Here is a 13,927-nt window from a genome sequence, read left to right as displayed (position 1 = left end):
ATCCCCCCCGTTAAACTGTAAGATCCTGCTCTTCGCGTAATGTTATCCCCATAGCAAAAACGCGTCCTACCAGCAAAGCAATCAACCCTAATATCAAATTAACAGTATTCAATTCGCACCAATAATTAAAATGATATCCAGGAATTTCAATCAGGCTTTTTGCAAACAGATAGTTTAATCCGACAAACAACATGGTCATCACATATGAGAGGAGCAAGGCTACTCCGATCTTATTCAACTTTTTCACATTCACCCACTCAAAAATAACCTGATGGTTTATTGCATTTATTAATTTATAGAACTGGATTATAGCATACAGGATAGCAATCAAACGAATGATAGATAACAAACCGCGAGTAGTGGTTGTATCGGACTTAGCCTGATCTACCCATACGATATTATGGATATGTTGCACCGGAAAGCGTTCACCGCTTTTCTGGTTCAAGATTGTATCCGGGGCAATTGCTACCGACTCAGGCCATAAGCTTAATTCCAAAGGCATTAATATCTGCGGTTTTTCCAGATGCAGAGAGGCTTCCTTCGACTGTGAATATCCATGCTTAAACCCTTGAACAAAGGAATCTCCTATCATATATACATTGGGTATCAGAGACAGTCCCAGACAAACGAATATCAGTATACAGATAATATTTAATTGCTTTTTCATAACTTATGGCCTTAATCTTGATTATAAACCTACTTTGTCAAATGGCATGCGAGCCATGATACCACGTTGAGTCTTCGCTTTTTGAACAAGGCGGAACGTTTCAAAATCTTCTCCCATCAGATTCTTCACCACAGAAACTTTCGCTTCATCCAATTTCTTTTCCATAAATTTGGTAATGAAATCTTTCGGAGCATCGGCTACCGTTACGGTATAATCTGTAATTTCAGCCAAAGAAGCTGCCTGTTTAACCGCATCTTCTATTCCACCTAATTCATCGACAAGGCCAATACCTTTTGCTTGTTCTCCTGTCCATACGCGTCCCTGTCCAATTGAATCAATCCGGGCTTTCGTCATTCCACGTCCTTCGGCACACCGAGTGATAAATAGGTCATATGTACGTTCCACACTATTTTGAATCAAAGCCTTTTCATCTTCACGCATCGGACGACTCATATCACCCAAGTCTGCATAAGTATTTGTTTTTACCACATCCGTAGTTAAACCGATCTTCTCGAACGTGCCTGCCAAATTCGGCAAAATACCAAATACGCCGATAGAACCGGTCAAGGTAGTACGCTCGGCTATAATCTTACTTGCCGGAGCTGAAATATAATATCCCCCGGAAGCAGCATAATCACCCATTGAAACAACCACCGGCTTAACAGCTTTCAATTCCGTTATTGCTTTCCATATTTGCTCGGCAACGAAAGCATTCCCTCCCGGAGAGTTTACACGCAACACAACAGCCTTCACGTCATCTTTATCTTTTAATTTACGAATTTGTTTTGCCATATTTTCAGTAATTACCTTTGCGTCAGCATCCCATGGAGAGGAAGGTTCTTCCATTGTAATCTCTCCTTCTGCATAATAGATAGCAATTTTATTCTTACTTTCCTTTTCTTTCACTTTTATAGATGCCATTTTATCCACTCCAGCAACTTTCAGCTTACCTTTTACATCTTGTCCGGCCATTTTCTTTACAATATTCTCAACATCATTTCGATAGAGTAACGCATCTACCAGTTTATAATCTACCGCTTTTCCGGCACTGCCCAATGCAAGGCCTTCATTCAAGAACTGCTCCAATTTTGCAGCTGGTATATTACGGTTCTTTTCAATAACCGATGTCATATTTCCCCAGACACTTCCCAAAAAAGAAGTTATTTGCTCCCGGTTGGCTTCGCTGAACTTCTTTAACACATAAGGCTCTGTATAACTTTTATAAGTTCCCACTTTAAAAATAAGAGGTTCTATGCCTAGTTTTTCTTCCAGTCCGGTAAAGAAAATTCCCTGATATACAAGCCCGGTCAAACTTACAGCACCCAGAGGATTCAAATAAACAGAATCGGCAACACTGGCCAAATAGTAGCAACCCTGCGTATAGAAGTCTCCATAAGCCACAATAAATTTACCGCTTTCCTTAAAATCTTTAAGTTCTCTCTGGATAGCTTCAAAGCCCGCAAAACCACCGGATAGGCCATCAACTTCCAAATAGATACCTTTTATATTATCATTCGTTTTTGCACAACGAATTGCTTTTGTTATATCAACCAGGGACATCCGGCTATTTGTTTCACCCATAATCTCATCAAAAGGATTTTTAACCGCTTGGTCGGACAAAGTTCCTTTCAAAGAAAGCTTGAACACAGTGTTCTTTTCAGGCATATATTCCGACGAACCTTCGGCACTGGCAAGAATTCCCACAATAAAGAATATGGAACAAACAGAAAAAATACCTGCTGCAACTAGCACTCCTAATGTGGAGGCGAACATCATTTTGAAAAATTGTTTCATAATATATTTTGTTTTACAATCAATTTTTATCGTTTTTCAATATGCAAATGAATATATTATTTTTTATTCCACCAAATATTTTTATCGTTTTTCGATAAATATTTTTCGAAATACAAAAACAGTAGTTATTACAGCCTCCCTTTCCAATAAAATGTTACAAAAAATCATCCCGATCATTTTCAAAAAACATCAAGGTGATTTCTAAAAATGATCGGGATGATTTCAAAAAAAGAAATATATAGTCTATCAGATACGTCCCTGATAGTCGTCTACCGTATAATTAAGGAAACGGTTAAAAGGTAAAAGCAGCTTATAGCAGTCAACAGCCTGTTCAATCCAACCTTTCTTGCAGAAAAAAGAATCCGGCTTCACGGCTACCACACTAAAATCCTTATGCTTCAAAATATAATCGTAGGGAGAATTTGCCGGATAACCGGCTGGCATGCGTTTCAACATTTCGCCCTCCAATACCGGAAAAGTCGTTTTAAAAACAGGATCTTCCAGAATAGCTGCAAATTCTTCAATATGGTCATATATATCCTGACGCAATTTCTTCAGCAAAGCGGGTGGAGGGCACCATACGCCTCCCGACAACATACAGTTTCCTGGTTCAAGATGAATGTAATATCCACTCCGTTCACTGGAACGCCCCCCTTGGGCTATATACGCCGCAAAATGTATTTTATAAGGAGTTTTATCCGGCGAGAAACGGATATCACGGTATATGCGGAATAAACAATCTTTAGCCTCCAGCCCTGCAACCTCCGGATCGAACAATGAAATACGTCCGATCAACTCTTGCACCTCATCAATAAAACCTTGGCGTAAGGCATCATAACGTTCTTTATTATCCTGAAACCATGCACGGTTATTATTCTGTTTAAGTTCCTCAAGAAATTGCAATATCTCTGTATTCATACGCTCGCTTCGTTTAAATAAATGATTGACAGAATACAAATGTAGAACAAAATCAGAAATAATATCCCAGGTTCATATAAAATTGCACATTATGATTTCGGTTAGACATTCCGAAATTGGCACTTAAAGGGCCCGCAAAACTATTATACGCATATCCCAGACTACCTCCGAAAACATGTTCGCCTTTAAAAAGATTAAAAAAGTTATTATCGGTCATTCCATAGTTTGCAATGAAAGAGATATAGTTATTCTGTCCGATACGCTGCCGGAAGTGCAACCGTGCAAAAGTAACCGTATTATCAAATATCTCTACATGATTCAAACCGGCAAACGGCAATTGCTGCGGTAAATAGCGGTCAGGCATTTCTCCTCCGACAGCATTCATGAAAGGATAAGCAATATTGCGCCCTATCAGCACTCTTCCATAAAGAGAAGGTATTAAACTAAAATGAGATGTTAACGGTAAAACTGCCTGAAACTGATACCCCAAAGCCTGAAACGGGACATGCCCTTTATAACTTACAAAATTATCTGTATAGATTGAATAATCGGCTTGCAAAGAAACACCTTTATTTGGAAAATACCGACGGTCCAACGTTTCCAAATGAGCCAGAGCAAAGTAGCTTACAAAACCTGCAGGTTTAATATCAAACCGTTGATCATCGGCCGTATAAAGCAAAGAATTATAATCAAAATATTCATAGCGAAGGCCTGCCTGAAACTTAAAATTCAGCCAGTTTACATCCGTATAACTAAATTCGGCCAGATGATGCCGGTAAGTGGTATTGAATATTTTATCGCCTCTGTTATATATATCCAAATCCTGATAAGTAAATTTATACGAAAGGTCAAAATTCCGGAGAGGAGATCTTTGTATTGCATAGTCTAACTTAACATACGTTTTCTTTCCAACCCGCCCCGTAAAAGCCAGCTTAGAGTGATAGCGGGTACGATAGTCAAGTGTAGCATTCAACAAAACAGCCACTATTTCTTCCGTATCAAAACGAAGCCCTACATTTATAGAACTAATAGATTTTTCCTGAACGGTAAATATCAGATTATCCTGTTTTTCCCCCGTCAGTTTATAACTTACGCTAGAATACGCATTTGTCCCAACAAGGATATTCATCGCCTGTTGCAATTGTTTCATTGTTATAGTACTGTTTTCCTTCAGGCGTGTTATGCCCGTCAACCATTTCTCATCCCTCGGATCAATACCTTCAAAACGAATGTGGCGGATAACAAGCGTATCATTCGGAGAAACCGGATAAGTATGCACACTATCCCGGTACACAGGAACATCAGCAACTTGCAGGCCTGTAGAATCAATCAATCCGATTTGTTGTTTCAGGGCAATCAGCTCATCCCACCGTTTACGGGTAGCAATTTCACCGCGGTTTATCAATGTATCTAAAGCGGATACGCTAAAACTGGCAGAATTATATGGAACTGTGTTCGGGCGAATCAGGAACTCTGTACTATCCTTATTGTTTTTATATTTATCATATCCGTACAGAGCTACAATTTGCCCCACTACGTCGCTGGGCGTATTTATGCCATCTATATCTTTCAGGTCGCTGGTACCCAAATCTACCCCGATAATGATATCAGCACCCATTGCACGGGCAACATCAGCCGGATAATTATTACAAAGACCGCCATCTACCAATACCATACTATCCAAACGTACGGGAGTAAATACGGCTGGTATCGCCATGCTGGCACGCATCGAAGTAGGCAGACTTCCTTCATGGAATACCTTCTCTTTACCGTCTACAATATCCAATGCCACACAGGCAAACGGTATATGAAAGGAATTAAAGTCCACCGAATCATGGTAACCTATTGTCAAGCTGGAAAAAAGGTTCTGCAAATTCTGTCCTTTTATCACCCCGCTCATAAAACGGTCTTTCTTCTCCTTGCCAAAAGGGATAGATATGATATAACGTTCAGAGTTTTCTTTTTCAGGAAAGGAAAGATTGCTACGCTGCACTTTATCACTCAAAAGCATTTGCCAGTCCAACGAGCCTACCATGCTATCTATCTCAGCCGGAGCATACCCTATGGAATATAAGCCGCCTACAATAGCTCCCATACTCGTCCCCGCAATATAATCTATAGGTATGCCTGCTTCTTCAAGTACTTTCAGCACTCCTATATGGGCAACCCCTTTTGCTCCGCCACCGCCTAAAACAAGACCGACTTTCTTGCGTTCCGTAGCGACAGATGAAAAGGCAAAAAGCATCATCAACAAAAAGATAAGACATTTCTTCATCCTTGCAATCTTTGCAACAAAAGTAATGGTTTACCTTAAATGGACAAGGGCTATTTCTTTACTTTATTCAGCTGATTACGAAAGTCATCAGGCATTTCGGGCAATTTACCGATCAGATTGCGAAGGTCTATCACAGTGAGTTTACTTTTTTTACCGTCAGGTGCCAACATTGTTTCTTCGGTCACGCTCTTAAAAAACATATCCTGATAAAAAGATTCAAGTAATGGCCTGTAATAAAAAAGAGATTCTTTATCTTTTTTGCTTTCTAAATATTCACTCAGGTAAAGTACATATATAAAAAGCCCGCGTTGGCGGTCTTCTTCATTCTTATACTGGTTTACATCAAACCCACCGCTATACATTTTCATAATATTGAATAAGACATCCAGTCTCCCGGGGTCATTTTTCCACATCTGATAATACAAACGTGAAGCCTCCCTGAAATGGCCATCTTTCATTTTCGTTTCCGCCCTGAAACCAAGTAATTGGTTAGAAAGGAATTCATCCGGCTTAAGTCCTTCTTCCGCTTTGTCTAACAAGACATAGGCCCTGTTTCGATCAAAAGTTTTTCCTAATGCAGAACCCAACAGAAGATTTACCTCAACAGCTGTAGTATCTTTATTATATGCCGCTTCCAACGGCTCAATAGCATCCAGATACTGTCCGGCATAATATTTGGATGCACCTCCATATTTTAAAGTAAAGTAAGAAGAATCGCCTTCTGCCAGAAGTTGAGCATATAAAGTATCGGCTTCGGAATACATTCTATTCATATATAGTGCCATCCCTTTGTTTTGCCGTAACAAACGGTTATCCGGATTATAGTACAAAGCCGTATCACATATAGCCAAAGCCTCTTGCTGATAAGTTCCTCCTATCCGTAGCATTGTATTAATCAAGGCACTTGCCAGGCTGGCATTTTCACGATTCTGATTATATGCCTGAAAGTAACATAAAGCAGCGGCCGGATATTCTTCCAGTCTCGTATAGCAGTCACCCACGTTGCGATACAGGGCTGAACTGACCCCGTTCCAATCCATTAACTGGTGATACATATCTATTGCCATACGGTAATCGCCCAATTGCTGATAAAGCCTGGCTAACTGATAATTGGCATAAAAGTTTGTACTGTCATTTGATAACACTTTATAGAAAAGCCGCTTGGCATCTGATACACGCCCCAAGTTTATAGCAGTACGAGCCAACGTATTAAGCATATCGATATTAGATGTATCCATATTCAGGCAACAAGTATAAAAACCAAAGGCCTTACGATATTGAAGCATCCCTTCATAAGCTTGTCCGATAGCAGACATCGTAGCATAATCCGCCGAGTCGGCAGCCGTTAGGCTATCGGCCCGGGCAGTAACTGCTGCATACTGTTTTTTATCTACTAGCTGTTGCAAAGTAGAAGACTGGGCTTTTATCTGTAAACAAAAGCCCCAAGCCAACAACAATATGGATATAATCTTAATCATTGCAGTCTAAACGTAACAGGTACGGTATACATTACACGAACAGCTTTTCCTCTCTGCATTCCGGGAGTCCACTTAGGAAATGAATTGACCACGCGCAGCGCTTCGGTATCCAATGACGGATCTATTCCCTGGACAATTTCAGCACCTGTTACCGAACCGTCTTTTTCCACAATAAAACGGCAGATCACACGTCCCTGGAGACCTTTTGCCTGCGCTTCTTTCGGATATTTGATACTTGAAGCGAGGAACTTCAACAGTTCGCTCTCACCACCAGGGAAACGTGGCATGTGTTCTACCATACGAAATACGGTATTGCCAGGGTTTTGCTCTACAGTTTGTACTTTCCCGCTTTCCGAAGATTGGTTATTTGAGCGTTGAAGTGAAAACGTAACAGGTATCGTATACTTTACAGGAACAGCTTTCCCTCTCTGCATTCCGGGAGTCCACTTGGGGGATAAACCGACTACGCGCAGTGCTTCGGTATCCAATGACGGATCTACTCCACGTACTATTTGCGCATCACGAATATCGCCTTCCGAATCAACTATGAAACTACAAATTACACGTCCTTGAATACCTTTTTCCTGTGCTTCTTTCGGATATTTGATATTTGAACCGAGAAACTTCAACAATGCCTTATCCCCACCGGGGAAACGAGGCATTTGTTCTACTACGGTGAAATACCTTCCTTCCGAATATGTACCGCCCGTCATTAACTGTATCTTCATATTATCTCTTATACGACTGACTTCCATATCTCTGGCAAGACAGCCTAAAGCTGAAACAGAAATGACACCATCCTCAGGAGCTTCTAATACAAAAACACCTTTATTATCTGTTATCGTACCACTAGAAGTTCCTTTTATTAAGATATTTGCACCGATCAGCGGTTTATACATTTCATCTACCACTGTAGCAGTTATTTTTACTTTTTTTCCTTCATTTACAATGGAAGAAGCTCCATTGGCCAGCTCTGTTGTTATACGTGCCACAGCCTCAATATTACTTAATAACATAAGTATACCCACAAGGGGAAGAAATATAAGATACTTTGTACGCCCTATTCCATGCGAACGTTTTTTATTCATCATAAAAATACGGTTTTTCAGATGTATGACATTAAAACTATTATATAAATCCGAAGATACCTGGCAATGATGTGCTAATCCTAACAAGTGATACTGATAGACTTTACTATCATAGCCGGCTTGTATCACTTTATTATCGGCCAGATATTCCAGATTATGGCGCACTTCGCGCTTGAGCAGCCAAACAAATGGGTTGAACCAACAGAAAATAGCTATAATCTCACTTATGATCACGTCAACTGAATGCCATTGCGACACATGTGTACATTCATGTGTCAATATTTCATCAGTCTCTTTATCCGAAAAGTTTTCAGGACAAATGAATATGAACCGGAAAAAAGAAAACGGTCCTGCAGAAGGCTCCAGCAACCGTACCATCACTCCATGAACCATCGTCTTCCGGCAAGTAAAAGCAAGCCGTATAATACTACCTAATTGAATGAAAAAACGTATAATCAACAAAAGAACCCCTACTCCATATATACCGACAGCACAAGCTGGTAAAACCAATTTCCAGTTTATTGATTGCTCTGCTGCCTGCACAGTCACATCCGGCAACATGACGGCACTATACATATATATTACGTCTGCAATAGGTTCCTGGCCTCTCACCCAATCTTGTATATTAAACAAGGGATAGAGCAATGCCAAACCAAAAAACGCCAACAGAATCGTACGTCTCAGCTTAAAGAACGTATCTTTATAAAAGAACAGGCGGTAGAAGGCGTAAAAGAGTACAAGCGCCATATTCACCTTCATAAAGTAGGCAAATTCCGGATTCATGGTATATATATTTTAACGTTATTCTTTCCCTTTTTCAATCATATCGATGATGTCTTTCAAATCATTGGCCGAGATTTTCTGATCTTTGGCAAAGAATGAAACCATCTCTTTATAAGAGTTTTTGAAATAGTTGTTCACTACTCCCGTCATGAAGGTTCGCTTGTAATCACTTTCCTCTATCAAGGGTGTATACTCGTATGTATTGCCATAACGTTTAGCTTTGACATACTTTTTACGTTCCAAATTCTTTATTACTGAAGCTAGCGTAGTATAGGGAGGTTTGGGATCGGCATATTTTGCCAGAATATCTTTTACAAAGCAAGGCCCCAGATGCCATATCCAGAGCATCGCTTCTTCTTCCTGATGTGTTAATTTTTCCATGACAATTATATTTTATGACAACATTACAAATCTACGAATAAATCGTAAACACATACAATTGTTTGCGTTAATTAGTATTAATATAACTAATATCATCACTAAAGCTGATTAATTTTTATAATTATGCAACAGTACAACTTTATTATACGTCTTATAAAACGAATGAACTTAATAAAAAAGTTAGATTATGAAAACACGTACTTGCCTATTTATTTTTTGTTTATTGATAACAGTTTCAGTTGGTTGCATTGCTCAAAAAAGCATTCGTGGCAACGGGCATATAATAACAAAAAAGATCGAAATTTCAGATTATGAATCTATAAATATGATTGGTTGTTCTGCTTATATTGAGTATAAGCAATCTGATGAAACCCCGAAATTAACTGTAATCATTGATGAGAATGTGCTTCCTTATATTTCCATTAAAGTAGAAGGGGGAACTCTGAAAGTAGCCCCCAAGGCATTGGATGATCCCGATAACGAATGGGGAAACACCTGTAATATTAATCCCAGTAAGTTTAAGATAATAACCAATTCAAAAAACCTTAAAGAAATTCAGGCTGTAGGGTCCGGAGATTTTTCCGTATTAAGTGACTTGTCCATTAATAAACTGGCGGTAAATTTAGCAGGAAGTGGTTCTGTCAATTTCACAAAAGCGGTAAAAGGAAGCAAAATAGCCCTATCTTTAGCTGGCAGCGGAGATATTAATGCAAATGATATACGTGTAGATAATCTTGAATGTTCACTGGCCGGAAGCGGAGATATCACTTTAGGAGGTGAAACGCCACGTGCCAATTACAACGTAGCTAGTAGCGGTGAAATAAATGCTTATAAATGCATTGTAAAAAAACTGGATTGCAGTGTAGCCGGAAGTGGCGAAATAAAAGCTTACGCAACAGAAAACATTGATGCCACTGTAACTGGTAGCGGCAGCATCTATCACAAAGGAAACGCCAAAGCAAGCACCTCTGTATTTGGATCAGGTTCGATAAAAAAAGTCAATTAATAATTCATCTGAGTCTCTATGGTTTGAATACAAACAAAAGAAACTTTTTTTGCTATTTTTGTAACGGATTTGGTTTACAAGTCGTCTTATTATTAGAAACAATTCTAAAACATTACGTATATGAAGGCAAAAACCTGGTTGCTTACGGCATTGGTAATATGTTTCTCTACCACCTCTATTATGGCGGCAGACAGAGTGAAAGGAGATGGAAATCTTACTACAAAAAAGATTTCTATTGACGATTACAACGAAATAAAAATAGATGGAGTGATCGACTTTAGTTATGAACAATCTGAAACGACACCATCCATGGAAGTAACTATTGATAAAAACCTTCATCAATATGTAAACATAGAAGTAAAAGACCGTGTATTGTCTATCGGATTTAAAGGTGCAAAGGTAGATCACTTTACTAAATTCATTGTGAAGTCAAATTCAAAATGGTTAAAAGGCGCAAAGGTTTCGGGCAATGGCAATTTTATACTTAATACTCCTTTAACCGGAGATGAATTGGAAATTAAAGCAAATGCAAACAGCCTGGTACAATTAAAACATTTGGTTACCGTAAGCAAACTGGAAATGGATGTTTCAGGCAGTGCCAATATGGTAATAGACGACCTGAAAGTAGATATAATAGAATGTAATGTGGATGGCTCCGGTTCTATTACTCTGAAAAACGGCAGTGCAAAAGAAGGAAAATATAGTATAGTCAGCAGTGGAGATATTCACGCCTTTGGCGTTGCTGTTCCCGATCTGACCTGCAAGATTACAGGCAATGGTTCTGCCGAAGTTCATCCTACCGATAACTTGAAAGCTACCATTATAGGCAAAGGAAATATCCGTTACAAAGGTCCCACGGCAGTTCAGCAGAAAGTGATTGGCAAGGGAACCGTTGAAGAAGTAAAATAATTAAACCATAAAGGGCAAAAGTTATGAAAACATTACTAATAGGACTGGTATGTATCGTTTCCATGCTAACGGTGTTACCAAACATCAGCTTTAAGAGTGGCCAGCAAAAGGTAAAAGGTAACGGTTCTATCGTAACCCGTACCATAGAGATTGGTGATTTTTCAGAAATCGACTTAGGCAGCAACATCGAGAGCGGAAAAAACATATTTGGCGGATCCAGCCACCCGGCTGTATTCAACTACGTTTTAACAGAAGATGCTCCACAGTTACAAATCACAACAGACGAAAATCTTTTGCCTCTTATAGAGATTAAGGTAAACGGAAACAGTTTAACTATAAAATCCAAAGACGGGAAGACCAAATTAATTCCTACCCAATTAACAATCAATGGATCTTCACGGAATCTGACAAAAGTAAATATCAGCGGTTGCATGGACTTTGTATCCGAAAGGCCTATACAACTTAAAGAGCTTAAAGCTTCCGTCAGCGGTGTTGGCGATATAAAAATGAACGATCTGGAATGCGGTGATTTGTCATGCCGCGTATCGGGAGTAGGAAATATTAAACTGACCGGTAAGGCAGACAAAGGAGACTTCCATGTATCTGGTGTAGGCCATATTTATTGCTACGACTGCGTTGTGAAAGATATGAAATGTGGAGTATCAGGTGTAGGAGGAGCCGAAGTAAATGTCTCGGATAATTTGGAAGCGAATGTTTCCGGTGTCGGTTCTATCAAATATAAAGGTACAGCCAATGTTCAATCCAACAAGTCCGGAGTAGGAAGTATAAAATGCGTCAATAACTAATCGATAACAATATGACAAGAAAAATCTTTTTGTACTTATGTGCAACTTCCATATTACTTTTACTGGACAGTTGCTTTTTCAAAGTAGTAAATGGAGATGGCAACATTGTTACCGAAACGCTTTCCATCAGCGACTTCGAAGAGATAGATATGAGCGGGTGCAAGATGATTCTTAACTATACTCAATCTGCAAACGAAGCTTCCATGCAAGTAACTACAGACAAGAACATTTACGATATGTTCGACTTTATTGTTGAGAACCACACCCTCAAAGTAAAGCCGAAAACCGAATATCGGATGACTAGTTTCTCTCCAACCGAATTTACAATAACTTCCAACTCCAGCAAGTTGGAAGAATTGGAAACATCCGGTTCTATGAATGTCAACGTAAACAGCACACTCATATCAGACAAACTAAATATATCCATGAGTGGCAGCGGGACAATAAACCTGAATGACAGTGTAACTGTACAGAATTTCTCTATCGATATAGCAGGTAGCGGCACTCTGAATGCAAAGAAACTATTCTGTATAGAACTGAAATCCGAAATTGCAGGTAGCGGCGAATTAACTCTAGGAGGCGAAGCCGAAAAAGCATCCTACGAAATTGCAGGCAGTGGAGATGTGTATGCGCTGGACTTTATTGTAAACGAAGTACGTTGTGAAATTGCCGGTAGTGGAGATTTAGAGGTATATGCAAATAAATTTATCAAAGCTGAAATTGCCGGTTCGGGAACTATTAAGTACAAAGGCAATCCTCAGATTTCCACTGAAGGAATAAATTCGGGAAAAATAATAAAGGTTGACTGATTTATTTCAGCCAACCTTCCTTTTTATACCACGCAATACTTTCCTCTAACCCTTTCCACAACGGATAAGAAGGAACAAAACCCAGTTCTTTCCGAAGCGGTTCCACATCGCATATCCAGTTACGTTGTTTAAGGATAATATATTTATCGCTGTTCAATGTCATGCTTTTATTCAATAGTTTCCCGATAGCCTCAGAACAAATACAAGCTATATATGCCAGAAACAAAGGAATACGGGCATGTAATACATGTTTTTTCTCTAACAGTTCCTGGATAATACGCGCAAACTCTTCATCGGTATATACATCTCCGTCCGCAACAAAATAATGCCGGTTAAGAATCGTCTCGTTCTCCAAAGCCAGGAAAGCTACGGTTGCCAAATCTTTCACATATATAAATGTAATGCGTTGGGGAACGAACCCTACAGCAAAATCAAGTCCGGAACGAATGCTTTTTATTTCCATAAAATAGTCTTTCTCACCCGGGCCATATACTCCGGTAGGACGTAAGATGACATAAGGAAAGTAGTTTTGCGAACGTACATAATTTTCTGCCAGCAATTTGCTTTTTCCATAAGCCGTGTCCGGTTGTTGAGAATCATCCAGGCGGATAGGACTGAATGTATCTTCATCGCCACAACCATACGAACTGAGGCTACTCATCAACAGGAATTTCTTTGGTTGGCAACCGGCAGCATGAAGTGCTTCAACGAAGTTATACGTATTTTCCGCATTTACCCGGAAAAAGTTGCGTTTGTCCAATGTCTTTGTCAGTCCGGCATTATGGATTATATAATCCCACGCACCTCCGGCAGTTGCAAACTCCGCCAATTGAGCAGTCAACGCTTCCCTGTTATTATACTTCAGGTCAATAAAATGGATTCGTTCATCCTGCAAATGTTCGCGGCTGCTGCCGGAACGGATTCCCGCCCATGTTTCATATCCTCTCCGAAGGGCTTCTTTTACCAGGAATCCACCAATAAAGCCACTTGCACCGGTTATCAATATCTTCATA

Annotated in this window: 12 protein-coding genes; 4 read left to right on the top strand and 8 right to left on the bottom strand. The window is 39.6% G+C overall.

Annotation, left to right across the window (positions count from 1 at the left end; all coding sequences use genetic code 11):
- Positions 1-10: 10 nt before the first annotated feature.
- The 7 genes from ACYIB7_RS01020 to ACYIB7_RS00990 form a co-directional block, all read right to left on the bottom strand.
- Entirely contained in the window at positions 11-667 is a 657-nt protein-coding gene (locus ACYIB7_RS01020) for a DUF2975 domain-containing protein (protein WP_103983351.1), read from the bottom strand.
- 21 nt (positions 668-688) lie between these two features.
- Positions 689-2,461, bottom strand: coding sequence for a signal peptide peptidase SppA (gene sppA / locus ACYIB7_RS01015; protein WP_480337832.1), 1,773 nt, complete (start codon positions 2,459-2,461; stop codon positions 689-691).
- A gap of 246 nt (positions 2,462-2,707) precedes the next feature.
- Complete coding sequence (locus ACYIB7_RS01010) at positions 2,708-3,379, bottom strand: DUF2461 domain-containing protein (protein WP_103983349.1); 672 nt, start codon at positions 3,377-3,379, stop codon at positions 2,708-2,710.
- A gap of 52 nt (positions 3,380-3,431) precedes the next feature.
- Positions 3,432-5,654 (bottom strand): patatin-like phospholipase family protein, encoded by a 2,223-nt coding sequence (locus ACYIB7_RS01005; protein ID WP_103983348.1) that lies wholly within the window; start codon positions 5,652-5,654, stop codon positions 3,432-3,434.
- Between the two features lie 50 nt (positions 5,655-5,704).
- Positions 5,705-7,132, bottom strand: a complete 1,428-nt coding sequence (locus ACYIB7_RS01000) for a tetratricopeptide repeat protein (RefSeq protein WP_480337831.1) — start codon at positions 7,130-7,132, stop codon at positions 5,705-5,707.
- Positions 7,129-9,003, bottom strand: a complete 1,875-nt coding sequence (locus tag ACYIB7_RS00995) for a TonB family protein (protein WP_480337830.1) — start codon at positions 9,001-9,003, stop codon at positions 7,129-7,131. Before ACYIB7_RS00995 ends, ACYIB7_RS01000 begins: the two co-directional genes overlap by 4 nt.
- Before the next feature lie 18 nt (positions 9,004-9,021).
- Positions 9,022-9,384 carry a BlaI/MecI/CopY family transcriptional regulator gene (locus ACYIB7_RS00990; protein WP_480337828.1) on the bottom strand — a complete coding sequence of 121 codons (363 nt, stop codon included), beginning with the start codon at positions 9,382-9,384 and terminating at the stop codon, positions 9,022-9,024.
- A 187-nt stretch (positions 9,385-9,571) separates the two neighbouring features.
- Here ACYIB7_RS00990 and ACYIB7_RS00985 point away from each other — a divergent pair, with 187 nt between their 5' ends.
- The 4 genes from ACYIB7_RS00985 (at position 9,572) to ACYIB7_RS00970 (ending at position 12,914) form a co-directional block, all read left to right on the top strand.
- Entirely contained in the window at positions 9,572-10,390 is an 819-nt protein-coding gene (locus ACYIB7_RS00985) for a head GIN domain-containing protein (protein ID WP_480337826.1), read from the top strand.
- A gap of 120 nt (positions 10,391-10,510) precedes the next feature.
- Entirely contained in the window at positions 10,511-11,299 is a 789-nt protein-coding gene (locus ACYIB7_RS00980; RefSeq protein WP_103983343.1) for a head GIN domain-containing protein, read from the top strand.
- A 23-nt stretch (positions 11,300-11,322) separates the two neighbouring features.
- Positions 11,323-12,105, top strand: coding sequence for a head GIN domain-containing protein (locus ACYIB7_RS00975; protein ID WP_103983342.1), 783 nt, complete (start codon positions 11,323-11,325; stop codon positions 12,103-12,105).
- Between the two features lie 11 nt (positions 12,106-12,116).
- Entirely contained in the window at positions 12,117-12,914 is a 798-nt protein-coding gene (locus tag ACYIB7_RS00970; RefSeq protein WP_480337824.1) for a head GIN domain-containing protein, read from the top strand.
- A gap of 1 nt (position 12,915) precedes the next feature.
- Here ACYIB7_RS00970 and ACYIB7_RS00965 read toward each other — a convergent pair whose 3' ends face one another.
- Entirely contained in the window at positions 12,916-13,926 is a 1,011-nt protein-coding gene (locus ACYIB7_RS00965) for an NAD-dependent epimerase/dehydratase family protein (protein ID WP_103983340.1), read from the bottom strand.
- Position 13,927: the final 1 nt, after the last annotated feature.

This window comes from Parabacteroides sp. KHUB-03, from assembly GCF_056640975.1.
Note: the sequence above shows the minus strand (reverse complement) of the source record. Positions and strands in the feature narration are given on the sequence as shown.

Coding starts and splice junctions, on each gene's coding strand:
- ACYIB7_RS00970 (WP_480337824.1), top strand. CDS start 12,117: ATGACAAGAAAAATCTTTTTGTACTTATGTGCAACTTCCATATTACTT.
- ACYIB7_RS00965 (WP_103983340.1), bottom strand. CDS start 13,926: ATGAAGATATTGATAACCGGTGCAAGTGGCTTTATTGGTGGATTCCTG.
- ACYIB7_RS01005 (WP_103983348.1), bottom strand. CDS start 5,654: ATGAAGAAATGTCTTATCTTTTTGTTGATGATGCTTTTTGCCTTTTCA.
- ACYIB7_RS01010 (WP_103983349.1), bottom strand. CDS start 3,379: ATGAATACAGAGATATTGCAATTTCTTGAGGAACTTAAACAGAATAAT.
- ACYIB7_RS01000 (WP_480337831.1), bottom strand. CDS start 7,132: ATGATTAAGATTATATCCATATTGTTGTTGGCTTGGGGCTTTTGTTTA.
- ACYIB7_RS01020 (WP_103983351.1), bottom strand. CDS start 667: ATGAAAAAGCAATTAAATATTATCTGTATACTGATATTCGTTTGTCTG.
- sppA (WP_480337832.1), bottom strand. CDS start 2,461: ATGAAACAATTTTTCAAAATGATGTTCGCCTCCACATTAGGAGTGCTA.
- ACYIB7_RS00980 (WP_103983343.1), top strand. CDS start 10,511: ATGAAGGCAAAAACCTGGTTGCTTACGGCATTGGTAATATGTTTCTCT.
- ACYIB7_RS00985 (WP_480337826.1), top strand. CDS start 9,572: ATGAAAACACGTACTTGCCTATTTATTTTTTGTTTATTGATAACAGTT.
- ACYIB7_RS00995 (WP_480337830.1), bottom strand. CDS start 9,003: ATGAATCCGGAATTTGCCTACTTTATGAAGGTGAATATGGCGCTTGTA.
- ACYIB7_RS00990 (WP_480337828.1), bottom strand. CDS start 9,384: ATGGAAAAATTAACACATCAGGAAGAAGAAGCGATGCTCTGGATATGG.
- ACYIB7_RS00975 (WP_103983342.1), top strand. CDS start 11,323: ATGAAAACATTACTAATAGGACTGGTATGTATCGTTTCCATGCTAACG.